The organism is Rathayibacter sp. VKM Ac-2805, assembly GCF_009834265.1.
Lineage (GTDB): Bacteria > Actinomycetota > Actinomycetes > Actinomycetales > Microbacteriaceae > Rathayibacter.
Window position 1 is genome coordinate 986,898 of the sequence record NZ_CP047185.1, and the last position, 25,301, is coordinate 1,012,198.

Here is a 25,301-nt window from a genome sequence, read left to right on the forward strand (position 1 = left end):
CGCCGCGACGACGGCTGAGGAGGCGCGCTCCCGCCGCGACGACACTCGGCCGATCAGTGCCCGAGCTCCACCAGCAGCACGCCGGCGATGATCAGGCCGATCCCGCCGAGCATCGTCCAGGTCAGCGGGTCCTGGAACAGCCAGCGGCCGAGCACTGCCGTCAGCGCGACTCCGACCGCCGCCCAGATCCCGTAGGCCACCCCGATCGGCATGCCCTGCGCGAGCGCCCCGGCCAGCAGCGAGAACGCGACGACGTAGCCGACTCCGACCACGACGTACCAGCGCTTCCGGCCGTCCGTCGCGGGTTTGAGGCTCATCGTCGCGGCGACCTCGGTGAGGATCGCGCCCGAGAGCAGCAGCCAGGCCATCAGCGCACCGCCCGGCGCGCGGCCTGCGCTCGCTGCGAGCCGATCTCGACCAGCAGCACGCCCGCGATGATCAGCACCAGCCCGATCGTCATCACGCCCGTCAGCGGCTGCCCGAAGAGCACGGCCGCGAGGACCGCCGTCAGCGCGACTCCGCACGCGCCCCACACGCCGTAGGCGACTCCGATCGGCATGCCGGCCTTGAGCACCCGGCTGAGGAGGACGAACGCCGCCAGGTATCCCGCCACCACGAGGGCGTACCAGCCCGGCGACTCGATGGCGGCCTGGAGGGCGAGCGACGCCGTCACCTCGGTGAGGATCGCGCCGGCGAGGAGCACCCAGCTCATCGCGTGCCGTCGGATCGGGTCATCCGGCCAGCGTAGGGCGGGCGCGGGGGCGTGCGACCGCGGAACGAGGGCTCAGCGCGCGGGGAGGGTGGGAACGATCGTTCTCCGGGCAGTGACGCGCTCACCGCGCGAAGTGCTCGTGCACCTCCGCCTGCCAGCGCTCGCGGTCCTCCTCCGTGATGAACGCCGCGTCGAAGGAGTTGAGCGCCAGCTGCTCGAGCTGCGCGTCGTCAATCCCCAGCTCCTCGACCAGGGCGCGGTAGTTCTCGTCCACGTAGCCGCCGAAGTAGGGCGGGTCGTCGCTCGAGACCGTCACGACGAGTCCCTCGCGGAGCATCGCGGGCAGCGGGTGGTCGGCCATCGTGTCCACCGCGCGCAGGGCGACGTTCGACAGCGGGCACACCGTCACCGGGATGCGGCGCTGGCGGAGCATCGCGACGACCTCCGGGTCCTCCATCGCGCGGATCCCGTGGTCGATCCGCTCGACCTTCAGCAGCTCGACGGTGGCCGCGACCGTCTCCGGCCCGCCCTCCTCGCCGGCGTGCGCGACCAGGCGCAGTCCCTCCGCCGCGGCGCGCGCGTAGACGTCGACGAACAGCTCCGGGCCGAAGCCCACCTCGTTCGAGTCGAGCCCGACGCCGATGATGTGCTCGCGCCAGGGGAGGATCGCCGTCAGCATCTCGTCGGCCGCGTCGGCGCCCAGGTCGCGGAGGAAGCACATGATCAGGTCCGTCGAGATCCCGTGGGTCTCCTCGCTCCGACCGAGCGCACGGGTGATCCCGCTCATCACGGTGTCGAGCGCGACGCCGTTGCCGAGGTGCGTCTGCGGGTCGAAGAAGATCTCGGCGCGGCGGACGTTCGCCTTCTGCGCCCGGTCGAGGTAGCCGGTCGCGAGCTCGAAGAAGTCCCGCTCCGTCTTCAGCACGGTGAGGTTCGAGTAGTGCAGCTCCAGGAACGACGCGAGGTCGGTGAAGGAGTACCGCGCGCGGAGGGCGTCGAGATCCTCGGTGGGCAGGGCGACCCCGTTGCGGCGCGCCATCTCGACGATGTGCTCGGGCTCGATCGTGCCCTCGAGGTGGATGTGCAGCTCGGCGCTGGGCGGGGCGGGGAAGGCGGGGCGGGGCATGCGGATCCTCCAGGGAGCGGCCGGGGCGGCGGGGTCGCTCCCGACCGTAGGCCTCCGCTGTTTCGCGCGCGTTTCCGGCGGGAGGCGCGCGATCCGGATCCGGAGCGGCCCCGCCCCCGGGTGCTAGAGCTCGCCCTGCTGCGAGGTGCCGGCCGGGATCGGGACGAGCCGCGTCACGACGGGAGGATGGGCGACGAGTCCGCGGATCGCCGCGTTGAGGCGGACGACCGGCTCGCCGGCGCCGTGCGCGTCGAGCAGGTCGCCGCTCGTCCACTTCTCCAGCATGACGATGGTGCCGTCGGGCGAGTCGTGGATCGCGTAGAGCTCGCAGCCCTCCTCCTCGTGCACCTCCGCGATGGCGGTGGAGAGGGCGGCGACGAGCGCGTCGCGCTGCCCCTCGGCGGGAGTGAAGATCGCGGTGACGACGACGGGATCGGACATGGCGTGCCTTTCGGAGGGGGAGGGGGATCAGCGCTGCGGGGGTGCGGCGCAGCTGGAGCGGATGACGAGGTCGGCCTGCACCTCGATGTGCTGCGGGGCCTCGGGGAGGCGGCCCTGCATGCGGGCGAGGACGAGCTCGACGCTGTGACGGGCGAGCATGTCGATCGGCTGGCGGACGACGCTGAGCGGCGGGGTGACCAGCTCGCTCCACGGGTTGTCGTCGAACACGACGACCGAGAGGGCGTCCGGGATCCGGATCCCGAGCTGGAAGAGCCGGTGCACGGCGCTGCGCACCTGCGCGGTGTTGGCGACGACGAGGGCGGTCGGCGGCTCCGGCAGCGCGAGGAGGGCGGCGACCGCCTCGCCGCCGACGTCGCCGCGGAAGGGCACGTCGCGCACGAGCGTGGAGTCCAGAGGCAGGCCGGCCGCGGTGAGGGAGGCGCGGTACCCGGCGACGCGGGCCTGGCCGGTGGAGGTGTGCGCGGGTCCGGAGAGGATCGCGATCCGGGTGTGGCCGAGCGCGATCAGGTGGTCGGTGGCCCGGGCGGCGGAGGCGGAGTTGCCGATGCTCACGACGTCGACGTCGTCGAGCCCGGGCGTGGTGCGGTCGACGAAGACCACGTCGACCCCGGCGCGGCGCAGGCGCGACCACTTCTCGAGGTTGTCGCCGGAGGGGGTGGCGATCACGCCCCCGACGGAGCGGTCGAGCAGGCTCGTGAGCGACTCGCCCTCGACGTGGGAGTCCTCCTGCGTGGTGACCAGGAGCACCTGGGCCCCGCGGGCGCGCGCCTCCCAGACCACCTTGTCGGCGAGGCGGGCGAAGAACGGGTTGGTGAGGTCGGGCAGGACCAGGCCGATCGCGAGGGCCTGCCCCTGGCTGAGCTCGCGGGCGGCGGCGCGGGGGCGGAAGCCGAGCTCGTCGATCGCCTCGACCACGCGGCGCCGCGTGTCGACCGCGACCGGGCCGGTGCCGTCGTTGAGCACACGGGAGACGACCGAGACCGAGACGCCCGCGGTGCGGGCGACGTCGCGGATCGTCGGAGCTTTCTGCACGGGTCCTCCCGGGGGCCGGCGGGGTCCTCGTCGAACGCCGCGATGCGAACTGCTGTTGACACAGCCTAACGGGCGCTGGTACAAAACTGGTACCGGTTCCACCCCGACCGGTCAGCAGAATTCCTCCGAAGAAGACTGCGCACGACGACGACGTCCACCGCCCTCACCGGCGGCTCTCCGCGTCCGTGCGCCACCGGACCAGAGAGGTCAACGTGAACCTGTACAAACTCCTCGGCGATCGCGAACGCGAGGGCCGCCCCATCCGCGTCGGGCTGATCGGCGCCGGCCGCTACGGCACCATGTACCTCTCGCAGGCGCGCAACATCCCCGGCGTCCACGTGGTCGCCATCGCCGACGTGAACGTGGCCCGGGCCCGCGGCGCCTTCGAGCTGGTCGACTGGCCCGCCGAGGCGATGGCCGCCGACATCCCCGAGGCGCTCGCCAACCGCACCACCACCATCGTCGACAACGCGGCCGTCCTCTTCGAGCACGACATCGACGTCATCGTCGAGGCGACCGGCAACCCCATCGTCGGCGTGCACCACGCCCTCCGAGCGATCGAGACCGGCAAGCACATCATCATGGTCACCGTCGAGGCCGACGCCCTCGCCGGACCGGCGCTCGCCAAGCGGGCGGAGAAGGCGGGCATCGTCTACTCGATGGCCTACGGCGACCAGCCGGCCCTCATCATGGAGCTCGTCGACTGGGCCCGCACGAGCGGCTTCGACGTCGTCTGCGCCGGCAAGGGCGCCAAGTACCTCGAGCACTACCACCAGATGAATCCCGACAACGTCTGGGAGAACTGGGAGTTCAGCAAGGAGCTCACCGACTCCGGCCAGCTCAACCCCTACATGCACACCTCGTTCCGCGACGGCACGAAGGCCGCCATCGAGATGGCCGCTGTCGCCAACGCGGCCGGGCTCGTCCCCTCCGACGCCGGCCTCACCTTCACCCCGGGCGACGTCGAGGAGATCGCCACGATCAGCCGCCCCCGCTCGATCGGCGGAGCGCTCGACCACGAGGGCACCGTCGACGTGATGTCGAGCGTCACCCGCGACGGCGCGCTCATCCCGCACAACACCCAGGAGGGCGTCTACGTCGTCGTCAAGGCGACCAACCCCTACGTGTCGACCTGCTTCGACGAGTACCCGTGGCACCCGGACCCGACCAAGCAGTACGCGGCGCTCTACCGCCCGTACCACTACGTCGGCCTCGAGCTGAACATGTCGATCGCCAACGCCGCCCTGCGCGGCATCTCGACCGGCCACCCCGAGGGCTTCTACGGCGACGTGGTCGCGACGGCCAAGAAGGACCTCAAGGCCGGCGAGTTCCTCGACGGCGAGGGCGGCTTCACCGTCTACGGCAAGCTCGTCTCCGCGAAGCACTCGGTCGCCACCGGCGCCCTCCCCGTCGCGCTCGCCCACCACGTCGAGCTGCGCAACGACATCGCGCAGGGCGCGACGGTCGGCTGGGACGACGTCATCATCGACGAGTCCCTCGCCGAGGCGCTCGAGCTGCGCCGCGAGACCGAGGCGCTGCTCGCCTCCTGATCCGACCCCGGGCCGGGCGGCCCCCCTCCGCCCGGCCCGGACCACCCCCCCCGATTCCCCTTGATCCCCCCTACCTTCCAATGACGAAAGGCCCCCCTCCCATGTCGTTCCCCACCCGCGCCGCCGGCGTCGCCCTCGCCGGCCTCGCCTCCCTGACGCTCCTCGCCGGATGCTCGGCCTCGCCCGACGGAGACGGCGGCGGATCCGCCGGCGGCTCCGGCTCCGGCGCCGACATCGTGTCGCTCGTCGACGCCTCCGCGCAGACTCCCGCCGACGAGGTCGCCTCCTCGCTCGGCACCCCCACCGTGCCGGACGGCGCGAAGCTCTGCTACATCACCCGCACCCTCTCCAACGAGTTCTGGGGCTACGAGCGCGACGGCTTCGAGAACCGCGCGAAGGAGCTCGGCGTCGACTACCAGACCTTCGACGTCACCGACGAGTCCTCGATCACCGAGCAGCTCGACAAGGCCAAGAGCGCCATGAACCAGGGCTGCTCCGCCATCCTCGCCTCGCCGATCTCGGCCACGGGCCTCGACTCGATCTTCGAGTCGGCGCTCGCCGACGGCATCCCCGCGATCGTCCTCAACGACGCCAAGAGCGGCGTGGCCGGCACCGTCTACGTCGGACCCGACGCGACCACCATCGGCGCGACCGCCGCCGACTACATCGCCGACAAGCTGCCCGACGGCGGCAAGGTCGCGATGATCGAGGGCGATCCGGGCTCCTCCAACGCGATCAACCGCGGAGACGGCTTCACCGCCGCCCTCGCGAAGCACGAGAACCTCGAGCTCGTCGCCTCCCAGACCGCCTCGTGGGACCAGACCAAGGCGCAGGAGATCGCGACCACGATGCTGACCGCGAACCCCGACATCGCGGCCTTCTACTCGCAGAACGACGGCATGGCGCTCGGCGTCCAGGCCGCCATCGACGCGAAGGGCCTCACCGGCAAGGTGATCCTGGTCGGCACCGACGGCATCCCGCAGGCGAAGAAGCAGATCCTGGCCGGCGACTACACCGCCACCGTCAGCGAGCTGCCCACCACCGAGGGCGCGACCGGCGTGGACGCCGCGCTGTACCTGCTCGCCGGGAAGAAGGTCCCCGCGTGGATCGACGTCCCCGCGTTCATCATCGACAGCACCAACGTCGCGCAGTACGAGACCGGGATGCCGTAACCCGTCACCTCCTCCCTCCCCACGACCTCCTCGACAAGGAAGTAGACGGAACATGGCCGAGCATCTGCTCGAGGTCCGCGGCATCGCGAAATCGTTCCCGGGCGTCCGCGCCCTGGACGGCGTGAGCTTCACGCTCGACCGCGGCGAGATCCGCACCCTCGCCGGCGAGAACGGCGCGGGCAAGAGCACCCTGCTGAACATCCTCGGCGGGGCCCTGCGCCCGGACCGCGGCTCGATCACGATCGACGGCGTCCGGCGGATGGAGTACACCTCCCGCCAGGCGCTCGCCGAGGGGGTCCGCATCGCGCACCAGGAGCCGGCCATCGTGCCCCAGCTCACGGTGATGCAGAACCTGCTCCTCGGGCGGACGCGCAAGCAGCGCGCGTCCGCCCAGGACGACATCGACCGGGCCCTCAAGGACGTCCATCTGATGGGCTTCCCGATGGAGGCGAGGACCCCGGTCGGCCGGCTCAGCCCGGCGCAGCGGCACGCGCTCACCATCGCCCGGGCGTTCGCGTTCGGCGCGAAGATCGTCGCGCTCGACGAGCCGACGACGAGCATGCTCGAGCACAACGTCGAGGGGGTCCTCACCCGGGTCCGCGAGATCGCCCACGGGCGGGGCGTCGGCGTCATCTACGTCTCGCACAAGATGCCGGAGGTGATGAGCGTGTCGGACACGGTCGTCGTCCTCCGCGACGGCCGGCCCGCCTACGACGCTCCGATCGGCGAGACCTCGTCCGAGGACATCGTGCGGCGGATGGTCGGCCGGGAGCTGCTCTCGTTCGAGCGGCGCCACCCGGTCGCCCCGGACGCCGAGGTGCACTTCGAGGCCACGGGCGTCGTCCACCCGAGCGGAGTCGGACCGGAGTCGATCAGCGTCCGCCGCGGCGAGGTCGTCGGCATCGCCGGCCTCGTCGGCTCCGGCCGCACCGAGTTCCTCCGCGCTCTCATCCGCGCCGACGACGGCACCGAGGGGACCGTCCGCCTGGGCGGCCGTCCGCTGCGCATCCGCTCGCCGCGCGACAGCCGCGACGCCGGCATCGCGTTCATCCCCGAGGACCGCAAGCACCAGGGCCTCGTCCTCCAGACCCCGGCCTACGCGAACGTCGCCCTCACCTCCGACCGGCAGTTGAACGGCTTCGGCCCCTTCATCAGCACGAAGCGGCAGATCGAGACGGCGGAGGAGATGGGCCGGCGCATGTCGCTGCGTCCCGCCGACGTCCGCCTCAACGCCCGCCAGTTCTCGGGCGGCAACCAGCAGAAGATCGTGATCGCGAAGTGGATCTGGCTCGGAGCGAGCGTCTTCCTCTTCGACGAGCCGACCAAGGGCGTCGACGTCGGCGGCAAGGTCGAGATCTACGAGCTCATCGATCAGCTGGCCTCCGAGGGGCACGCCGTGATCGTCGTCTCGAGCGACCTGCCCGAGATCATCTCCATCAGCGACCGGGTCCTCGTGATGAGGTCCGGGCGCTTCGTCTCCGAGCACGTCGGCGACGACATCACCGAGCACAGCATCGTGGCCAACGCCATGGGCGTGGCGAAAGGAACCTCATGACCTCCCCCGAGACCGGGAGCGTCGCCACCCCGCGCCGGCGCTCCTTCAACCTGCAGGCCTTCGGCATCTACATCGCCGCCGTCGTCCTCTTCGTCATCCTGGGCGTGCTGAACCCCAACTTCCTCACCATCGGCAACCTCCGCGACGTCGCGGTGTCGGCCAGCGTGAACGCCATCATCGGCATCGGCCTCACCTTCGTCATCATCACCGGCGGCATCGACCTGGCCGTAGGCGCCATGGCCAGCTTCGTCGGGATCGTCAGCGCCTCGCTGATGGTCAACGGCGGCGTGCCCCCGCTGCTCGGTCTCGCGGCCGGCATCGTCCTCGGCCTGATCTGCGGAGGGATCAACGGCCTGCTGGTCACCAAGCTGAACCTGCCGCCCTTCATCGCCACGCTCGGCACGATGAGCGTGTTCCAGGGAGGCGCCTACGTCGCCACCAACGGCAAGCCGGTCTACGACGTGCCGAAGGAGTTCATCCTCCTGCTCAACAGCTACATCGGAGGCGTGCCCGTCGTGGTCGTCATCGTGGCTGTCGTCGGAGTCGCGGCCTGGCTGCTCCTGCGCAAGACCGTGTTCGGCCAGAACGTGATCGCGGTCGGCGGCAGCGAGGAGACCGCCTGGCTCTCGGGGGTCCGGGTCCACCGCGTCAAGATCGCCGTCTACTGCATCTCCGGCGGGCTCTCGGCCCTGGCCGGCCTGGTCATCGTCGCCCGCATCAACGCCGCGCAGCCGGACGCGGGCAGCCCGTACCAGCTCACCGCGATCGCCGCGGCGGTCATCGGAGGAGCGAACCTGATGGGCGGCGAGGGCCGCATCGCGGGCACCCTGGTCGGCGCGCTCATCCTGGGCGCGCTCACCAACGGCCTGGTGCTTCTGAACGTGCCGAGCTTCTACGAGCAGATCGTCACCGGCCTCGTCGTCCTGATCGCCGTCACGCTCGACCAGGGCAGCAAGGGCTGGCCGATGTTCTCGAGAGGCCGCAGGAAGAAGCAGGAGGACGTCGCCGCTCCTCCGACCGAGTCGACGCCGTCGGTGAACGCGTGACGGCGCTGACCGCCCTCGACGGCGCGCGGGTCCTCGTGACGGGCGGCTGGGGCCTCATCGGGCGGCCCACCGTCGCGGCGCTCCTGGCGGAGGGAGCGGTCGTCACCGTCCTCGACCGCAGCGACGCGGGGGCGGACCCGGCCGTCCGGACCGTCGTCGGCGACGTGACCGACGAGGCCGTCCTCGCCGAGGCGCTGGCCGGCCAGCACGCGGTCGTCCACCTCGGCGGCTACGCCGGACTCGGAATGGCCGACGCGGTCGAGACCTACCGCGTGAACGCCGTGGGCACCTTCGCGGTGCTCGCGGCGTCCGCGGCGGCCGGAGTCGCCAAGGTCGTCTACGCCTCCAGCATCAACGCGAACGGCTACCCCCTCGGGGCCGAGCAGGCGCTCCCGCCCGTGTTCCCCTACTCCGAGGACGCGGCGCCCCGGATCTCGGACGAGTACTCGCTCTCGAAGCTCGCGAGCGAGGACGCGGCCCGGATGGCGCACGCCACCTGGGGCCTCGAGCTCACCGGCCTCCGTTTCCCGCTGGTGCGCGACATCACCCTCGACGGCGGGCGGCGGTTCGGCGAGCACCTGCGCACCGCGATCGCCGCCGACCCGCGCCGCCAGGCGGCGGAGGGCTTCAGCTACCTCGACGCGGCCGATGCCGCCCGCTCGGTGCTCGCGGCGCTGCTGCACGACACGCCTCCCGCGCCGGGGATCCTCGTCGCCGCTCCGCTCACCTACCTCCGCGGCGACACCGTGGCCGCCCTCGACGCGATCGCCCCCGGCGTGCCGCGTGGCGAGCTGCCGGGCCGCTCCGTCGGGCTCGACCTCACCCGCTCCCGCGAGCTGCTCGGCTTCGAGGCCGCGGTGCTGCTCGACGACGTGGCGCCGGACCAGCTCGCCGAGGTCGCCCCGTGACGCTCTCGCTGCTCGGCCTCGGACCCATGGGCGCCCCGATGGCGCGGAACCTCGTCGACGGCGGCGGCCTCGCGGTCTGGAACCGCACCCGCGCGAAGGCCGACCCCTTCGCCGCGCTCGGGGCCCGTGTGGCGGCGACTCCGCGCGAGGCGGCGGCCGACATCACGCTGACGGTGCTGCCGGACCTCGCGCAGGTCGAGTCGCTGCTGGACGGAGAGGACGGCCTGCTTGCCGGCTGGCGCGAGCAGGGCATCGCGGATCCGGTGCTCGTGGTGCACGGGACCGTCTCGCCCTCGGCGGTGGCCGCGCTCGCCGCCCGTCTCGCCGAGGAGCACGGCGTCCGCGTCGTCGACGCCCCGCTCAGCGGCGGCACGGTCGGCGCCCGGGACGCGACCCTCAGCATCATGGTGGGCGGAGAGACGGAGGCGGTCGCCCGCGTCCTCCCCGTGCTCGCGCGGCTCGGCCGCACGGTCCGCCACCTCGGCCCGAGCGGCGGCGGAGCGACCGCCAAGCTCTGCAACCAGATCGTGGTCGCCGGGACGGTCGCCGTCGTCTCCGAAGCCCTGCTGCTCGCCCGCACCGCCGGACTCGACCCGGAGGTGATGGTGGAACTGCTGCAGGGCGGCCTCGCCCGCACCACCGTGCTCGAGCAGAAGAGCGCCAAGTGGCTGGAGGACGACTTCGCCGAGGGCGGCAGCGCCCGCAACCAGCTGAAGGACCTCCGCTACGTCCGCGAGGCTGCGGACGCCGAGGGCGTCGTCCTGCCCGCGATCACCGCCGTGGCCGGCCTGTTCGAGAGGATGGTCGCCGAGGGCGACGGCGATCTCGACCACACCGGCGTCGTCCGGACGATCGCGCGCCTCGGCGCTCCGACCCCGGGGAGGCACGCATGAACGGACTCGTCGTCATCGACGCCCACCACCACCTGACGGATCTCCGCCGCTCCTACCCGTGGCTGGAGGGGCCGGCCGAGCCCTTCCGCTACCACGGCGACGACCGGCCGATCCGCCGCTCCTACAGCGTCGACGACTACCTCGCCGACGCCCGGGACGTGACCCTCGTCGCCTCCGTGCACGTCGAGAACGGCGCGGCCGACGCGCTCGCCGAGACGGCCTGGATCGACGCCCTCTCCCGCGAGCGCCCGGTGCCGACGGTGCACGTCGCGCACGTGTCGCTCCTGAACGCCGACGCGCCCCGGCAGCTGGAGGAGCACGCCGGGTACTCCGTGACGCGCGGCGTCCGCGACATCCTGAACTGGCACCCGGATCCGGTCTTCACGCACCGCGATCGGCCGGGGATCTCGGCCGATCCGGTCTGGCGCGCGCACTTCGCGCGGCTCGAGCCGCTGGGCCTGTCGTTCGACCTGCAGGTGTTCCCCTCGCAGCTGCAGGAGGCGGCCGAGCTCGCCGGCGCCTTTCCCGGCACCGCGATCGTGCTCGACCACCTCGGCATGCCGATCGGCCGCGACCCCGACTCGGTGGACGAGTGGCGGAGGGGGCTGCGCGCCGTCGCTGAGCGCGAGAACACGGTCGTGAAGATCTCGGCGATCGGCACGAACGACCACTCCTGGACCCGCGCGTCGATCGCGCCGTTCGTGCACGAGACGCTCGAGGCGTTCGGGCCGGCGCGGACGATGCTCGGCAGCAACTTCCCGGTCGACAGCCTCTACTCGAGCTTCTCCGAGCTGTACACCGCGTTCGACGAGCTCACCGCGGCACTCTCGCCTGCGGAGCGGCGCGACGTCTTCGCGGCGACGGCCGACCGCTTCTACCGGATCGGAGCGCCGCTGCCCGCGGTCTGAGGAGGCCGCGGCTGCCGCGGCACCTCCGGCCGCCGGAGCAGCCGCAGGCCGGTCGCGAGCTGCCAGGCCGTGACGGCGTAGACGGAGGCGCGCTCCCAGACGCCGTCGGGCAGCAGATCGACGCCGGGCACGCGGGTGTCGACCTGCAGCATCAGCAGCGCGAGCAGGCCGGCCGCGCCGAGCACGATCCCGACCGTCCCGAGCGCCCACGGGGCGCGGCCGCGACGGGCCGCGGCACCGGCGACGATCGAGGCCGCGTTGCCGCCGACGATCGCCATCGCGGCGCCGACCACGTGCAGGCCGCCTATCCCGTTCTGCGCACTGGCGCTGCTCCCGTGCACGAGGCCCACCACGGCGATGCCCACGGCGTAGACCACGGCGAGGGAGAGGAACAGCCCCCGCGATCCGCCCCGCGCCGCCCGCACGGTCGTGACGGCGGCGGCGAGGTAGAGCGCCCCCTGCAGGAGGAATCCGGCGTTCATCACCGCGTGCAGCGGCGAGTCGATCGCGCGCCCCTGGAACACGCCCACCTCGGGCACGCCGAGATCGCTGATGTAGTTCCGTGCGTAGCTGTAGCCCGGGAACGCGGACGCGGCGACCGCCTCCGCTCCCACATAGGCGAGCGCGCTCACCACCCACAGCACTCCGGCCCCACGAGTTCCCATGGGCCCATCATCCCCGGGCCCGGCCGCGCCGGTCGTCGGCGCCGGACGGCTCCCCGCCGCTCCGGTCACAGGCTGAACCCGCCGTCGGTCGTGAGCACCTGCCCGACGACCCAGCTGCCCGCCGACGTGGCCAGCCATGCGATCAGCTCCGCGGGGTCCGCCGGCGCGCCGACCCGGCCGAAGGGCGTGGTCGCGACGTACTCCTCGAGGTCCTCGAGCGACCGGTCGGTGGTCTCCGGGTCCAGGTATCCCGTGTTCACCGGACCGGGATCGATCGTGTTGAGCACGATCCCGAGCTCCAGGAGCTCGGCGGCGACCGTGGCGGTGACGCCGGCGAGTGCGGCCTTGCTCGCGGCGTAGGCGACCTCTCCGCGCATCGCGCCGTGGATCTGGCCGGACGTCATCCAGAACACGTGCCCCTGTGCCCGGGCGTAGGGTCCGGCCCCGACGATCCGGTCGCCGGGCCGGCGGGGTCCGTCCGTGCGGGGAGCCCGGAGCCGCGCGAACTCCGCGGTGAGCAGGAGGGTGGAGCGGGTGTTGACGTCCCAGAACGCGGTGAGCCGCTCGGGCGTCATGTCGAGGATGCTGCCGTCGTCACCGCTCTTCGCGTGGTTGCAGACGAGGACGTCCAGGCTCCCGGTGAGGTCGGCTGCGGTGGCGATCAGACCGGGGATCGTGGAGGGATCGGCCAGGTCCGCGGCGACGTCGGTGAACCGCGCGCCCTCCGTGAGGTGCGCGCGGAGCTCGGACCGGACCGCGTCGAGGTCGTCGCCTCCCCAGGGGAGGTCGAGATCGTGAGGGCGGTGATGGTGGACGACGAGGTGCGCGCCGAGGGAGGCGAGCTTCGCGGCGACGGCGAATCCGATGCCGCGCCGCCGCGAGACGCCGGTGACGAGAGCGGTCCTGCCCTGCAGGGGGAGGAGTGCGGACACGGGAGCCTTTCGATCGCGCCCGAGCGGGCCGGAGGGAGCGGGACGGAGCGACGGGGATCGGGAAGGCCTCAGCCGCACTGCACGATCCCCACCGTATCGAGCCGCCGGTGGCCTCCGTCCGGCGATGAGGTGCCCCTCAGACCTGCTGGAAGACCCGCAGGCCCCGTCCCCGGGAGAAGCCGAGGCGCGAGTAGCTGTCCGCCAGCCGCTCGTCGGCGGCGACCGCCACGACGACTCCTCCCGCGGGGACCGTGGCCAGCAGCTCCCTCGTCGCGAGCAGCGCCGACAGGCGGGTCCCGGGTCGCTGCGAGAGCGCCATCACCGTCCACCGCCGCCCGGGAGGCGTCTCCGCGCCGACGGCCGCGGTGAGGGGGGTCCCGACCAGCAGGGCCCCCGCCCCCACGGCTCCGCCGAGGAGCGCCGCGAGGACCAGGACCGCGCCGAGCAGCCCCGAGAGCGCGACCCACACGGCCGCCACCACGGCCAGCAGGACGACCGGGACGGTGACGGCGATGCTCACCAGGGCGTCGGCGACAGGCCGGTAGCGCCCGAACACGACCAGCCCGTTCCGGTCGGCCGTCTCATGGGCGGCGCGGCGGATCACGGAGGGCGCGAGCGAGAGCAGCGCCGTCGGGAAGGCCAGGACGGCGAGGTCGCGGTGCCGCGTGAAGGCGCGCACCATCAGCCACGAGACGGCGGGCAGACGTCCCCATCCGACCGGTGCCGACGCCGCTGCCATCGAGCCAGTCTGCGCGATCGGGGAGGCGCGGGGCCACCCGGTACGAGGACGCCGCTCCGGCTCCGCTGCGCGAGGGAGGCCGACCTGGACTACTCCTCGTCCGCCCGGTAGACCTTCCGGAACGCGTCCTTGCGGGCGATCCTCCCGCCGCGGAACTCGTAGATGTCGCAGCCCCGCGTGACCTGGGGTCGGCCGTCGGGGCCGGTCCCGGTGAAGGACCAGGTGGCCGCGCCGCGCGTCCCGGCGATGAGGGGAGCCCCCTCCTCGTGCCGCTCCTGTCCGGTGTCGAAGGCGAGCATGAGCGCGAATCCCTCGCGGACCTGCTCCTTCCCCGTCCAGGTGCGGCCGGGCTCGGGGCCGACGGACGCGCCGTAGACGCAGTCGTCGGTCATGTGGCTCATCAGCGCTTCGAGGTCGTGGCGGGTCCAGGCGTCGCTGAACGCGGCCAGCACCTCGGGCGTCATCTCGCTCGTGCTGGTCTCGGTCGAAGAGGAGTCGTCCATGAGCGGGCCTCGGTCCTTCTGATCGGTGGACCGTCGTCGGTCGCTCTGCGACCGTGGCAGGTGAGCGGCCGCAGTGGCAACGCCCTCTAGCGGTCATGTCCGGAAGCGGACGGCCGGCGGATCAGTGGTCCGTCGATCCGCCGACCAGCGGGTGAGCGCGACGGCGGGGGCGGTGCACTGCGGGCGGCGGGAGCGGCCGCCGAGGCGACCCGCTCCACCGGGCACTGCCCCGTCTCGATGCTGAGCCCCTTCGCGAAGGCCGTGCCGAAGTCGGACGCGGGCCGGTCCTCCTCCGCCTCCTCGGTCGCGGCTCCCGGGTCGCCCGCGGCGGCCGGATGCTAGGCGCTCGCCGCCTCCTCCGCCACCTCCTCCCCGCCGACCGGCGCCGACGCGCAGGATGAGGAGCACCGATCGCGGCGGGCACCGACTCCGCACCCGACCGGCACCGAGACCGCCACGAGCCCGCGCCGGCGGGAGGACAGCGAGAGCACCATGGGATTCTGGGGACCGACCGACGAGACCCGCGGCACGCGCCCGGTCGACGAGCCGCTCGGCGAGCTGGAGCTCGTGCACGCCTTCACCAGCGGGCCGATGCCCACCGGCGTCAGCGTCTCGCACACCGGGCGGATCTTCGTGAACTTCCCCAAGTGGGGAGACGAGGTCCCGGCCACGGTCGTGGAGCTGGTCGACGGAGCGGCGGTGCCCTACCCGGACGAGGCCTGGAACACGCCGTCGGGAGTCGACGACGCCGGCGCCCTCGTCTCGGTGCAGAGCATCGTCGTCGATCCGGCCGACCGGCTCTGGATCCTCGACACCGGCAGCCCGATGTTCGAGCCGACGAAGAAGGGCGGCCCCAAGCTCGTCCGCGTCGACCTGGCGACCGACACCGTCGAGCAGGTGATCGTCCTCGAGCCGGACGTCGCCCTGCCGACCACCTACCTCAACGACGTGCGCTTCGATCTGCGGCGCGGCATCGCCTACATCACCGACTCGGCCGACTCCGGCCCGAACGGGATCATCGTCGTCGACCTCGACACAGGGACCGCCTGGCGCCGCCTGCACGACCACCCGAGCACGAAGGCGCTCACTCCTCCGGAGCTCGTGCCGATGGCCGAGGGCCGCGTGCTGATGAAGCGCCCGGCAGACGGCGACCCGCAGCCGGTGACGATGGGCGCCGACGGCATCGCGATCTCGGCCGACGGCGAGCGCCTCTGGTACTGCCCGCTCGCCTCCCGCCGCTGGTTCAGCGTGGCGACGTCGGCCCTGGTCGACCGGTCGGTGCCGGACGAGGACGTCGCGGCGACCGTCGTCGACGAGGGCGACAAGGGCGGGGGAGCGGACGGCCTCGAGACGGATGCGCTGGGCCGCTTCTACGCCACGAGCTACGAGAACAACGCGATCGTCCGCCGTCGCACCGACGGCACGATGGAGACGATCGTGCACGACGAGCGGCTGCTCTGGCCCGACACCATGTCGATCGCGACGGACGAGCACCTGTACGTCACCGCGAACCAGCTGCACCGCCAGGCCGACTACCAGGGCGGCACGGATCTGCGGACGTACCCGTACTCGCTGTTCCGGGTGCGGATCGGCGCGGGGCCGGTCCTCCTCCGCTGAAGGCCCCCGCCTGGTCGCCTGCGCCGAGATCCGCAGCGCGGATCAGCGCCAGTGGGCGAGCTCCGTGCGGAGGGTCCCGCGGGCGCGGGCGAGCAGTCCGCGGACGGTCGAGGTCGTGAGCCCCAGCTCGTGCGCGATCGCGTCGTAGCTGCACTGCTCCAGCTGGCGCAGCTCCCAGCAGCGGCGCTGGGCCGGGGGCATCGCGGCGAGCACCCGGTTGGCGTCGGCGGCGAGCGATCCGCAGTGCGCAGCGTGCTCCGGGTCGTCGGCAGCGGAGGCGGGGAACTCGTCGTCCAGCTCGGCTCGCAGCCGCGAGACGCTGGAGCGGAGCCGGTCGACGCTGCGGCGGCGGGCGGTCGTGACGAGCCAGCCGGCGATGGTCTCGCCGTCGATCACGCTGTCCACGTGGGTCCACGCCGCGAGGAACGTCTCCTGCACCACGTCGTCGACGTCGGCGCTGCTGCGGAGGGAGCGGGCGGCCGTCGCGCGGAGCAGCCCGGTGTAGCGGCGGACGATGGTGGCGAACGCGCGGTCGTCGCCCTCCGCGGCGCGGATGACGAGCATCCGGTCCGAGTCGGGTTCGAGCAGTGCGAGCGGCGGCGCGGCGAGGGTCGAGGTGCGGGCCCTCGGGAGGCGTGCGGGGGTGGTGGCGGTGAGCATGCGGACTCCGGTCGACTTGATGTGTACGCATGATTCGGAGGCGCGCTCCGGCCCGGTTTCCCGGGGCGGGACCCCAGTGGGAGGGGCAGGTCTGTCCGGTTTCCGGGGACGTCAGCGCCGCCGCGACCACCAGCGGCGGGACCGCTCCGGCTCGGCGGCCGCCCGGGCCTCGGTCGCGGCGGCGCGATCGGCGCGCCGCTGCGACCAGGCGGCGACCTCCTCGTCGACGTCCCGGAGCGGGGTGACGACGGGCGGCCCGCCCAGCAGCTGGCGGCGTGCCTCGATCACCCGCGTGTTGAAGTCGGCGAGCTCGGCGCGCACCTCCTCCTCGCGGTGCAGGCGGTCGAGGCGCTCGTCGAGCGCGCGGTCCTCGGCGCGGAGGAGGAAGGCGGCCGGGCCGATCCCGGTGAGGTTCTCGCGCTCGATCTTGCGACGGATCCACCAGTCCGGGTCGTGGGCCGCGCCCAGGTCCGGGAGCGGCTTCCCCGATCCCGGCAGGTCGTCGAAGTCGCCGCGGCGGATCGCGAGCTGGATCGCCGTCTCGACGAACGCGGCCCGCTCGAGCGGATCCTCGGGCAGGGCGGGCTGCTCCGACTCCTCCTCGCCCGCGGCGCCGGCCCGGTACCGGGCGGCGCGCTCCCTCGCATCCGACATTCCTCCACGCTAGATCGGGCTCCTCGCCGCGGGCAACCACCCCTCCCGCCGTCTCCGTGGTCGGTGGGGCTCCGCGGGTCGACATCGGCGGACCGGCGTGCGTAGTATCGATACTCGATAACATCGACGATCGATAAGGAGTACGTCATGACGAGTGTCATCCCCAGCGGACCGGTCCGGGAGCGTCCGCGCGTGTTCCGGGTGGCGAGAGCGGTCCTGCTCATCGTCGCGGTCTTCTCCGTGCTCACCGCGCTCCTGCAGACCTGGACGGTCACCACCGGGCGCACCCTGCTGGTCTTCGGGGGAGCGGACGGCCGCCTCCCGCTCCGGAGCCTCCCGCAGCTGCTGCAGGCCGAGCCGCGCGAGGGCACCGCGCCCACGCTCGCCGACGCCGCTCTCTCCCTCCGCCTGCTCGGTGCGCTGCCGAGCCTCCTCCAGGCGGTCACCATCGTCCTCGCCACGGTCTTCCTCCTGCGGGTCCTCCGCGGCATCGCGGCTGGACGCCCGTTCGACCCCTTCGTCCTCGCGAACTGGCGCCGTCTGAGCCTCGCCCTGCTGATCGGAGGAGTGGCGCAGGGCCTCGCCGACACCGCGGCGGGCCTGTACCTCAGCTCCGGCATCGGCCTGCTGTTCGCCGCCGGCCGGGTGACCGACGAGCAGCGCGATGCCTTCCTCGGCGGCGACTACCAGGCCATCGGGACGAACCTGCCGCAGTGGCCCGTCCCCGTCCTGCTCGCCGGAGTGGTGGCCCTCGCCCTGACGGCGGCGTTCCGCGCCGGCGCGAAGCTCGAACGGGACGTCGACGGCGTTGTCTGAGCCCGCCGACGACGAGAGGCACCGGATCGACTGCCACCTCGGAGCAGTGCTGGCCGAGCGCGGCGTGACCCTCACCGCCCTCTCTGCCCGCACCGGCATCACGATGGCGAACCTCTCCATCCTCAAGAACAACCGCGCCCGCGCGATCCGCTTCACGACGCTGACGCTCATCTGCGACGCGCTCGACTGCACCCCGCAGGAGCTGTTCTCGATCCGGGCCGTCGACGAGCGGGGGTAGCGGCGGGCGGATCGGCCAGGGGATCTCTGCGGGGCCGATGGTGTGGACGCCGTCCGATCCGACCGTCGATCGAGCAGGCCTCAGTCGCGCTCCACGTCCGCCCCTCCTGGGATCGGCCGGAGCTCCCCGGAGCTCGCTCTCGTCCCGACCCATGGATGAGCCTCACCAGCGCGGTCGGCGGCCTCGGCCATCGACCTTCCGCAGGGGAGCGAGCTCGTCAGCGGGACCGTCGAATGCGCCTCCGGTGGATGCCGGCGGCTGCTCGCGGTCGTCCCGCCCGACGCGAATCACTCCCGAGCAGTTGTCGAGCGAGCTCGAAAGGACCCAGCAGACACGCATCGCGGGAACCCTCCGGGACCCTCGCTCCATCTCGGTGGCTTCCACCGTCGAGGGCCCCTCCTGAAGATCCGGGCCGACTACTGGTCCCAGGAGTACCCTGGGGACGTATGCGAAGCGTCCTCGTGCGTGCTTCCGCGAACCGGTCCCGTCGCGCTGTGCGATCTCCCTGAGACGGCGGCGGTGTACCCGTCGACGAGGCCGCCGGTCATCGACCCCGCGAGGAGCGCCCGCTTCAGACCCGCACCGACGACGAACACGTCGATCGACCAGGGTTCCCGAACGGGAGACGGACCGTGATGCACGTCTGGTCGTGCTGAGCGGCGGTCAGCGGTCGAGGACTTGGCGAATGACGAAGACCCGGTTCTCCGTCGACTCCCGCCCGACCGGGTCGAACCCGCTCGCCGTCGTCACTGAGACCCTGCTCGAGCCGGTCGGCGTGCTCGTGCGCGCCGCGCTGCGGCCGCGTCCCGCCCGCTCAGTCCAGCGGGTAGCCCGGCAGCCCGTCGATGCTGACCGCGTTCCGCGTGGCGCGGTACTCGGCCATGCCGTCGGGGCCCTTCTTCTCGGCCTGGAGGAGGAGCAGGTCGCGCTCGCCGACCGGCTCCATCACCGGCACGCCCCAGCCGCACGCGTCGCTGATGCGGGTGAGCTCGACGGTGACGACCGCGCGGGTGCTCGGGTGCTCGGGGTGCTGCTCCGCGACCTCGGTGAACGCCTCCGAACCGGGCAGGTGCACGGAGCCGGTGCCGTGCAGGCGGACGATGCGCGGACGCGATCCGAACGACGCGAACATCAAGCACACGCGCCCGTTCTCGCGCAGGTGCGCGATCGTCTCGACTCCGCTGCCCGTGTAGTCGACCCAGCCGACCCGCCGCGGGCCGAGGATCGAGAACGAGTCGTGGCCGCGCGGCGACATGTTGACGTGCCCGTCCGCGGCGAGGGGCGCGGTGGCGACGAACCACATCGGCTGCTCGTGGATCCAGGAGGAGAGGCTCTCGTCGATCTCGTCGTAGACGTGCGCCACGGGATCAGGCCCCGGCCGCGCGGCGGACCAGCTCGGTGACGGCGGCGCGCGTCTCGGCGTCGGCGGAGACGAGCGCGTAGGCGGTCGGCCAGATCGTGCCGTCGTCGAGCTGCGCGCCGTCCTGGAAGCCGAGGGTCGAGTAGCGCGTGCCGAACTTCGCGCCGGGCTGGAAGAAGACGATCGCCTTGCCGTCGGAGCGCGCGTAGGCGGGGAAGCCGTACCAGGTCTTCGGGAGGAGGTCGGGAGCGGTCTCGCCGACGACGTCGTGCAGCATCTGGGCGATCGGCCGCTCCTCGTCGGTCATCGCGGCGATCGCGGCCTCCGCGTCCCTGCGGTCGGCGTCGGCCTTGTCGGCGCTCTTCTGCCGCTTCGCCTCCGCCCGCAGCTCGGCCGCGCGCTGCTTCATCGCCGCGCGCTCGTCCTTCGAGAAACCGTCTTCGGAGGCCATGTCCGCCCGTCCCGTCCGTCTGCGGCTCCCGGTCCGGGAGCGTCCCCGCACATCGTGACAGCGCCGCACTCGCCGCACAACGGCGGGAGCGAGCGCGACCGCGCGCCCCGGAAGCCCAGCCTCCGCGGTTAGCGTGGGCGGATGCGCCTCCTCCTGATCCGCCACGGCCAGACCCCCTCCAACGTCGCCGGGCTCCTCGACACCCGCATCCCCGGACCCGGGCTCACCGACCTCGGCCGCACCCAGGCCGCGGCATTGCCCGGTCGGCTCGCCGGCGAGGGGATCGGCGCGCTGCTCGTCTCGACGATGGTCCGCACCCACGAGACGGCCGCCCCTCTCGCCGCGGCGCTCGGGCTCGAGCCGATCGAGCGCGACGGCATCCGCGAGGTCGCGGCCGCGCGGCTCGAGATGCGCGGCGACGACGCGGCGGTCGAGGAGTACATGGGCACGGTCTTCCGCTGGGCCGGCGGCGAGACGTCGATCCGGCTGGCGGGCGGCGAGACGGGCGACGAGTTCGCGGCGCGCTACGACGCGGTGGTGGCGGAGGCGGAGGCGCTCGGGCACGAGGTCGTCGCGCTGGTCAGCCACGGCGCGGCCATCCGCTGCTGGGCGGGTCTGCGCTCCCTCGACCTCGATGCGCGCTTCATCGCCGACCACCTGCTCGACAACACCGGCGTCGTCGTCCTCGAGGGCTCGGGCGACGCGTGGACGCTCGTGTCCTGGCAGGGCGAGCCCGTCAGTGGAGTCGGCGCGGCGGCCCCCTCGGGCCCGGCGGGCGAGACCACCGTCTGAGCTGCGGGGCCTCCTCGCCGGTCGAGCAGCGGCGGATGGAGACCGGCCGGAACGAGCGCCGCCGGCCGCGCCATCACGGTAACGATCGCGCAACATTACGGAAACCAGCTCCGACCAGCACATTCGCTCGCGCCGATCGGTTCATCACCACCCCTGGACCCGCCCCCGCAATTGTCCGACGTTTGCCCCTCGGCGGCTCCGCGGCTACCGTGGTCGGCGGTCCTCACGGGCCCCGATGAACCGGTCCGCGCTCGCACGGCGTCCCCCAGGACGCGCCGCGATCGTACGGTCAACGGGAGTGGAGGCGGCCCCGAGGCCGCCTCGGACGCTCTCGCCTCCACCCCCTGCCGCGCTGAGCGGCGGGACGCACGCGGAGGCTCGACGCACGGCTGTCCCACGCTCCCGACCCGGCACCACGAGATGAGCGCAGGGCGTCGTCCCTGCGCGCCGACGGAGTGTACGTGCACCAGAACCAGCAGATCATCAGCGAGCCCCGGAGCGAGGCGGGCGCCGATCCCGCGACCCCCGCTCTCGAGGCCCGCCACCTCTTCAAGGTGTTCGGCCGGAAGCCCGACGAGGTCGTCCGCCGACTGGGCGAGGGCGCCGACCGCGGCGAGCTCGCCGGACTCGGCACGGCCGCGGTGATCGACGCGTCCTTCACCGTGCGCCGCGGCGAGATCTTCGTCGTGATGGGCCTCTCCGGCTCCGGGAAGTCCACCCTGATCCGCATGCTGAACGGGCTCCAGGAGCCCTCCGCGGGCGAGGTCCTGATCGAGGGCTCCACCATCACCGGCGTCTCCGAGGCGGAGCTGCGCCGCGTGCGCCGCTCGTCGGTGTCGATGGTGTTCCAGCACTTCGCGCTCCTCCCGCACCGCACCGTGCTCGACAACGTCGCGTACCCGCTCGAGATCCAGGGCGTCCCCGCGGCCGAGCGCCGCGAGCGGGCCCTGCTCGCGGTCGAGCGCGCCGGTCTCGCCGGCTGGCACGAGAAGATGCCCGACGAGCTCTCCGGCGGCATGCGCCAGCGCGTCGGCCTCGCCCGGGCGCTCGCCGCCGACACCGACATCGTGCTGATGGACGAGGCGTTCTCGGCACTCGACCCGCTGATCCGCCGCGAGATGCAGGAGCAGCTGATCGAGCTGCAGCACGAGCTCGGCAAGACCATCGTCTTCATCACGCACGACCTCAACGAGGCCATGTTCCTCGGCGACCGCATCGCGGTGATGCGCGACGGCCGCATCGTCCAGATCGGCACCCCGGAGGAGATCCTCACCGACCCGGCGAACGACTACGTCGCCCAGTTCGTGCAGGACGTCGACCGCGCCCGCGTGCTCACCGCCTCCGCCGTGATGGAGCCCGCCCGCTCCGTGGTCACCCTGGCGGCCGGTCCCCGCGCCGCGCTCCGGAGCATGCGCGACCTGCAGACCTCGGCCGCGTTCGTGGTCGGCGGCGGACGCCGCCTGCTGGGCACGGTCCGCGACCGCGACGTGATCGAGCAGGTGCGCCGGAGCACCGGCGACCTCTCGGCGGTCCTCGCCTCCGACGTCGTCACCGTCGGTCCGGACACCGCCCTCAGCGAGGTCATCGAGCCCGCCGTCGAGTCGGCGCTGCCGGTCGCCGTGGTCGACGCCGACGGGCGTCTGCTCGGAGCGATCCCGCGGGTGACCCTGCTCGCGGCGCTCGGCAACGTGCCCGCCCGCACCGGCGAGCACCCGGTGATCGAGCCGCCCGCCACCGTCTCGACCGAGGTCGTCACCGCGACCCTGCACGCGACCGGAGGCCCCGTCGAGGACGCCGTCCTCGCGGCGGACGGAGGTGCACGATGACCGATCTCGGCTTCCGCCTCCCGCTCGGCGCCCTCGCCGAGGGTGCCGTCGACGTCCTCACGCAGACCTTCCAGCCGGTCTTCGATCTGCTGCGCACCGTCTTCGGCGCCCTCTACTCCGGCGTCGACCTCGTCCTCGCGACACCGCCCTTCTGGGTGATCGTCGCCTTCCTCGCCGTACTGGCCTACGCCGTCCGCGGCTGGGTCTTCGCGGCCGGCACCGCCGTGGGGCTCCTGCTGATCGTGGGGGTCGACCAGTGGGAGAACGCGATGGACTCCCTCGCGCTGGTGCTCGTCGCCTCCGTGATCGCCATCGCGCTGAGCGTGCCGCTGGGCGTGCTCGCCGCGCGCAACCGCACGGCCTCCGCGGTCATCCGGCCCGTGCTCGACCTGATGCAGACGATGCCGGCCTTCGTCTACCTGATCCCCGCGCTGATCCTGTTCCGGGTCGGAGTGGTGCCCGGCATCGTCGCGACCATCGTGTTCGCGATGGCGCCGGGCGTCCGGCTCACCGAGCTGGGCATCCGCGGCGTCGACCCGGAGCTCGTCGAGGCGGGGGAGTCGTTCGGCTCCTCGAAGTGGCGGATCCTCCGCCAGATCCAGCTGCCGCTGGCGCTGCCCTCGATCCTGGCGGGCCTCAACCAGGTCATCATGCTCTCGCTCTCGATGGTCGTCATCGCGGGCATGGTCGGCGCCGGAGGGCTGGGCGGCGACGTCGTCGCGAGCCTCAACCGGATCGATGTCGCGCTCGGCTTCGAGGCGGGCATCTCCGTCGTGATCCTCGCGGTCGTCCTCGACCGGATGACCGGTGCGCTGGGCTCGCCCTCGCCGGCGAGGGTCGCCCGGGCGAAGAACCGCCGCGCCGTCGTGGCGACCCGCTCGGCCGTCGGCGTCGTCTCGATCGGCCTGGTCGCGTCCCTCGGGGCCGCGACCCTCGCCGCTCCCGCCACCGCCTCCTCCGTCGACAACGGCGACCGCACCGACCTGACCGTCGCCGTGTTCCAGGGCTGGGACGAGGGGATCGCCGTCTCCGCTCTGTGGGAGGCGGTGCTCGAGGAGCAGGGCTACGACGTGACCCTGCAGAACGCCGACGTCGCCCCCGGCTTCCAGGGCCTCTCGACGGGCGACTACGACCTCGCCCTCGACACCTGGCTGCCGCTCACCCACGCCCGGTACGTCGAGCAGTACGGCGACTCGATCGTCGACCTGGGCGCGTGGAACGACGAGGCGAAGCTGACCATCGCGGTCAACGAGGACGCTCCGATCGACTCCCTCGAGGAGCTCGCCGCCGACCCGGGCGTCGTCGGCAACCGCCTGATCGGCATCGAGCCCGGCTCCGGTCTCAACAAGACGACGACCGAGGACGTCATCCCCGGCTACGGCCTTGAGGGGATGGACTACCTCACCTCGTCGACGCCGGCCATGCTCCAGGAGCTCTCGAGCGCGACCGCCGCGGGCGAGAACATCGCCGTCACGCTCTGGCGCCCGCACTGGGCCTACGACGCCTTCCCGGTCAAGGACCTCGAGGACCCGAAGGGCCTGCTCGGGCAGGCGGAGGGGATCCACTCCTTCGGCTCGGCCGCGTTCGACGCGGACTACCCGACGATGAGCCGCTGGATCCGCGACTTCCGGATGGACTCCAAGACGCTCTACTCGCTCGAGAACGCGCTGTTCAACGACGGGGCCGACGACCGCTCCGCCGCCCTCGCCGCGTGGATGGACGAGAACCGGGAGTACGTCGACACGCTGATCACCTGATCCGCCGCCACGACGAAGGCCGAGAGGCCGGGCGGCCCCGGACCAGGGCTGTCCCGGCCTCTCGGCCTTCGTCACGCAAGGATCAGGCGGCGCTGACTCGGCGTCCCGCGGTGGCGCGGACCAGGAGGGTGACCACCAGCACCACGGCGGCGGCGACCAGCGCGGCGATCCCGGCGGGGACCGAGACGAGCTCGCCGGCGAAGCGGCCGACGGCGACCCAGGAGAGTCCCCAGACGAGCGAGAGCATCGGGGCGATGCGGCCGCGGCCGGTGACCGCGATCAGGAGTCCGACGAGCGCGGCGACGGCGAGGACGACGACCGCCCAGACCGCGGCGCCCGGACCGTCCGCGCTGCCGACTCCCGCGCCGACGAGCCCGGCGGTGACGTTCGCGGCCGTGGCCACGCACACCCAGCCGAGGTAGAGCCCGAAGGTGCCGTCCGTCACGATCGCGTCGACCACTCCGGCCGACCGGGTGGTCCGCAGGATCACGAAGATGCGCGCGAGCACGGCGAGCAGCAGGGCGATCACGACGACGCTGAGCGTCAGGAAGCCGGCCTGGACGACCAGGATCCACGCGGCGTTCAGGAGGAGGCTGGCGGCGGCCCAGTAGCCCAGCCGGCGGTGGCGGGTGCGGGCGGTCTGCGAGGGCAGGAACTGCCAGATCGCGTAGGCGATGAGGCCGGTGTAGATGACGCTCCAGATCGCGAAGGCGGGGCCGTCGGGAGCGATGGGGGTCGAGGACGCGGTCAGGGCGCCGCCGGCCGCGTTCTGGATCTGCGTGCCGCCCGCGGCGCCCGAGCCGATGAACGAGCCGATGAGGGCGAGCACCGCGCTCACGGCGACGACGACCTGGCGGATCCGGTCGGCGCGGTCGGGGGTTCGTGTGGCGGTCATGTCGCTCCTCCATTAGTCAGCTGGCTGAGTAA

General features: G+C 72.7%; 27 protein-coding genes. 13 read left to right on the forward strand and 14 right to left on the reverse strand.

Annotated features, from left to right (window positions below):
• Nucleotides 1-53 precede the first annotated feature (53 nt).
• The 5 genes from GSU40_RS04580 to GSU40_RS04600 form a co-directional block, all read right to left on the reverse strand.
• Complete coding sequence (locus tag GSU40_RS04580; RefSeq protein WP_104239710.1) at nucleotides 54-368, reverse strand: SMR family transporter; 315 nt, start codon at nucleotides 366-368, stop codon at nucleotides 54-56.
• Nucleotides 368-712: an SMR family transporter gene (locus tag GSU40_RS04585; RefSeq protein WP_160033866.1), complete on the reverse strand. Its 345-nt coding sequence runs from the start codon at nucleotides 710-712 to the stop codon at nucleotides 368-370. The genes GSU40_RS04580 and GSU40_RS04585 overlap by 1 nt, the downstream gene beginning before the upstream one ends.
• Before the next feature lie 121 nt (nucleotides 713-833).
• A complete protein-coding gene (locus GSU40_RS04590; RefSeq protein WP_160033868.1) occupies nucleotides 834-1,838 on the reverse strand; it encodes an adenosine deaminase in 1,005 nt (334 codons plus the stop codon).
• A gap of 123 nt (nucleotides 1,839-1,961) precedes the next feature.
• On the reverse strand, nucleotides 1,962-2,279 hold the full coding sequence (locus GSU40_RS04595; RefSeq protein ID WP_104224889.1) for a putative quinol monooxygenase: 318 nt from the start codon (nucleotides 2,277-2,279) through the stop codon (nucleotides 1,962-1,964).
• 27 nt (nucleotides 2,280-2,306) lie between these two features.
• Nucleotides 2,307-3,332: a LacI family DNA-binding transcriptional regulator gene (locus GSU40_RS04600; protein WP_160033870.1), complete on the reverse strand. Its 1,026-nt coding sequence runs from the start codon at nucleotides 3,330-3,332 to the stop codon at nucleotides 2,307-2,309.
• Nucleotides 3,333-3,544: 212 nt separating this feature from the next.
• Here GSU40_RS04600 and GSU40_RS04605 point away from each other — a divergent pair, with 212 nt between their 5' ends.
• The 7 genes from GSU40_RS04605 (at nucleotide 3,545) to GSU40_RS04635 (ending at nucleotide 11,364) form a co-directional block, all read left to right on the forward strand.
• Entirely contained in the window at nucleotides 3,545-4,882 is a 1,338-nt protein-coding gene (locus tag GSU40_RS04605; RefSeq protein ID WP_104251308.1) for a Gfo/Idh/MocA family oxidoreductase, read from the forward strand.
• Nucleotides 4,883-4,983: 101 nt separating this feature from the next.
• Nucleotides 4,984-6,054: a substrate-binding domain-containing protein gene (locus GSU40_RS04610; protein ID WP_104346463.1), complete on the forward strand. Its 1,071-nt coding sequence runs from the start codon at nucleotides 4,984-4,986 to the stop codon at nucleotides 6,052-6,054.
• Nucleotides 6,055-6,106: 52 nt separating this feature from the next.
• Nucleotides 6,107-7,609 carry a sugar ABC transporter ATP-binding protein gene (locus tag GSU40_RS04615; protein WP_104239248.1) on the forward strand — a complete coding sequence of 501 codons (1,503 nt, stop codon included), beginning with the start codon at nucleotides 6,107-6,109 and terminating at the stop codon, nucleotides 7,607-7,609.
• Nucleotides 7,606-8,655, forward strand: a complete 1,050-nt coding sequence (locus tag GSU40_RS04620; protein ID WP_104239249.1) for an ABC transporter permease — start codon at nucleotides 7,606-7,608, stop codon at nucleotides 8,653-8,655. The genes GSU40_RS04615 and GSU40_RS04620 overlap by 4 nt, the downstream gene beginning before the upstream one ends.
• A complete protein-coding gene (locus GSU40_RS04625) occupies nucleotides 8,652-9,563 on the forward strand; it encodes an NAD(P)-dependent oxidoreductase (RefSeq protein ID WP_160033872.1) in 912 nt (303 codons plus the stop codon). Before GSU40_RS04620 ends, GSU40_RS04625 begins: the two co-directional genes overlap by 4 nt.
• Entirely contained in the window at nucleotides 9,560-10,456 is an 897-nt protein-coding gene (locus GSU40_RS04630) for an NAD(P)-dependent oxidoreductase (protein ID WP_244229594.1), read from the forward strand. Before GSU40_RS04625 ends, GSU40_RS04630 begins: the two co-directional genes overlap by 4 nt.
• The gene (locus GSU40_RS04635) at nucleotides 10,453-11,364 is read left to right on the forward strand and encodes an amidohydrolase family protein (protein WP_160033874.1); all 912 of its coding nucleotides are present in this window, start codon (nucleotides 10,453-10,455) and stop codon (nucleotides 11,362-11,364) included. The genes GSU40_RS04630 and GSU40_RS04635 overlap by 4 nt, the downstream gene beginning before the upstream one ends.
• On the opposite strand, the gene GSU40_RS04640 is transcribed toward GSU40_RS04635, so the two are convergent.
• The 4 genes from GSU40_RS04640 to GSU40_RS04655 form a co-directional block, all read right to left on the reverse strand.
• Nucleotides 11,331-12,029, reverse strand: a complete 699-nt coding sequence (locus GSU40_RS04640) for a DUF998 domain-containing protein (protein WP_104346466.1) — start codon at nucleotides 12,027-12,029, stop codon at nucleotides 11,331-11,333. The genes GSU40_RS04635 and GSU40_RS04640 overlap by 34 nt on opposite strands.
• A 65-nt stretch (nucleotides 12,030-12,094) precedes the next feature.
• On the reverse strand, nucleotides 12,095-12,961 hold the full coding sequence (locus GSU40_RS04645; RefSeq protein ID WP_244229595.1) for an SDR family oxidoreductase: 867 nt from the start codon (nucleotides 12,959-12,961) through the stop codon (nucleotides 12,095-12,097).
• Between the two features lie 136 nt (nucleotides 12,962-13,097).
• The gene (locus GSU40_RS04650; RefSeq protein WP_160033876.1) at nucleotides 13,098-13,700 is read right to left on the reverse strand and encodes a hypothetical protein; all 603 of its coding nucleotides are present in this window, start codon (nucleotides 13,698-13,700) and stop codon (nucleotides 13,098-13,100) included.
• Nucleotides 13,701-13,789: 89 nt separating this feature from the next.
• Nucleotides 13,790-14,203 (reverse strand): nuclear transport factor 2 family protein, encoded by a 414-nt coding sequence (locus GSU40_RS04655; protein WP_208543359.1) that lies wholly within the window; start codon nucleotides 14,201-14,203, stop codon nucleotides 13,790-13,792.
• A 492-nt stretch (nucleotides 14,204-14,695) separates the two neighbouring features.
• On the opposite strand from GSU40_RS04655, the gene GSU40_RS04660 reads away from it, so the two are divergent.
• Nucleotides 14,696-15,820: an L-dopachrome tautomerase-related protein gene (locus GSU40_RS04660; RefSeq protein WP_160033878.1), complete on the forward strand. Its 1,125-nt coding sequence runs from the start codon at nucleotides 14,696-14,698 to the stop codon at nucleotides 15,818-15,820.
• A 42-nt stretch (nucleotides 15,821-15,862) separates the two neighbouring features.
• On the opposite strand, the gene GSU40_RS04665 is transcribed toward GSU40_RS04660, so the two are convergent.
• Nucleotides 15,863-16,480: a sigma-70 family RNA polymerase sigma factor gene (locus GSU40_RS04665; protein ID WP_160033880.1), complete on the reverse strand. Its 618-nt coding sequence runs from the start codon at nucleotides 16,478-16,480 to the stop codon at nucleotides 15,863-15,865.
• 111 nt (nucleotides 16,481-16,591) lie between these two features.
• Nucleotides 16,592-17,134, reverse strand: a complete 543-nt coding sequence (locus GSU40_RS04670; protein WP_160033882.1) for a DUF1992 domain-containing protein — start codon at nucleotides 17,132-17,134, stop codon at nucleotides 16,592-16,594.
• A gap of 147 nt (nucleotides 17,135-17,281) precedes the next feature.
• On the opposite strand from GSU40_RS04670, the gene GSU40_RS04675 reads away from it, so the two are divergent.
• Together GSU40_RS04675 and GSU40_RS04680 are read left to right on the forward strand one after the other, a co-directional pair.
• Nucleotides 17,282-17,950, forward strand: coding sequence for a hypothetical protein (locus GSU40_RS04675; protein WP_104227364.1), 669 nt, complete (start codon nucleotides 17,282-17,284; stop codon nucleotides 17,948-17,950).
• Nucleotides 17,943-18,188 (forward strand): helix-turn-helix domain-containing protein, encoded by a 246-nt coding sequence (locus tag GSU40_RS04680; RefSeq protein ID WP_104224883.1) that lies wholly within the window; start codon nucleotides 17,943-17,945, stop codon nucleotides 18,186-18,188. The genes GSU40_RS04675 and GSU40_RS04680 overlap by 8 nt, the downstream gene beginning before the upstream one ends.
• An 814-nt stretch (nucleotides 18,189-19,002) precedes the next feature.
• Here the strand turns inward: GSU40_RS04680 and GSU40_RS04685 are convergent.
• The gene (locus GSU40_RS04685) at nucleotides 19,003-19,551 is read right to left on the reverse strand and encodes a pyridoxamine 5'-phosphate oxidase family protein (protein WP_104234560.1); all 549 of its coding nucleotides are present in this window, start codon (nucleotides 19,549-19,551) and stop codon (nucleotides 19,003-19,005) included.
• A gap of 4 nt (nucleotides 19,552-19,555) precedes the next feature.
• Nucleotides 19,556-19,999 (reverse strand): hypothetical protein, encoded by a 444-nt coding sequence (locus GSU40_RS04690; RefSeq protein ID WP_104227361.1) that lies wholly within the window; start codon nucleotides 19,997-19,999, stop codon nucleotides 19,556-19,558.
• A gap of 141 nt (nucleotides 20,000-20,140) precedes the next feature.
• On the opposite strand from GSU40_RS04690, the gene GSU40_RS04695 reads away from it, so the two are divergent.
• The 3 genes from GSU40_RS04695 to GSU40_RS17200 all read left to right on the forward strand — a co-directional run bounded on the left by GSU40_RS04695 (nucleotide 20,141) and on the right by GSU40_RS17200 (nucleotide 24,374).
• On the forward strand, nucleotides 20,141-20,791 hold the full coding sequence (locus tag GSU40_RS04695) for a histidine phosphatase family protein (RefSeq protein WP_160033884.1): 651 nt from the start codon (nucleotides 20,141-20,143) through the stop codon (nucleotides 20,789-20,791).
• 482 nt (nucleotides 20,792-21,273) lie between these two features.
• A complete protein-coding gene (locus tag GSU40_RS04700) occupies nucleotides 21,274-22,617 on the forward strand; it encodes a glycine betaine/L-proline ABC transporter ATP-binding protein (protein ID WP_160036133.1) in 1,344 nt (447 codons plus the stop codon).
• A complete protein-coding gene (locus GSU40_RS17200) occupies nucleotides 22,614-24,374 on the forward strand; it encodes an ABC transporter permease/substrate binding protein (RefSeq protein ID WP_104346475.1) in 1,761 nt (586 codons plus the stop codon). The genes GSU40_RS04700 and GSU40_RS17200 overlap by 4 nt, the downstream gene beginning before the upstream one ends.
• A gap of 82 nt (nucleotides 24,375-24,456) precedes the next feature.
• Here GSU40_RS17200 and GSU40_RS04710 read toward each other — a convergent pair whose 3' ends face one another.
• Nucleotides 24,457-25,269, reverse strand: coding sequence for a tryptophan-rich sensory protein (locus GSU40_RS04710; RefSeq protein ID WP_104224878.1), 813 nt, complete (start codon nucleotides 25,267-25,269; stop codon nucleotides 24,457-24,459).
• Nucleotides 25,270-25,301: the final 32 nt, after the last annotated feature.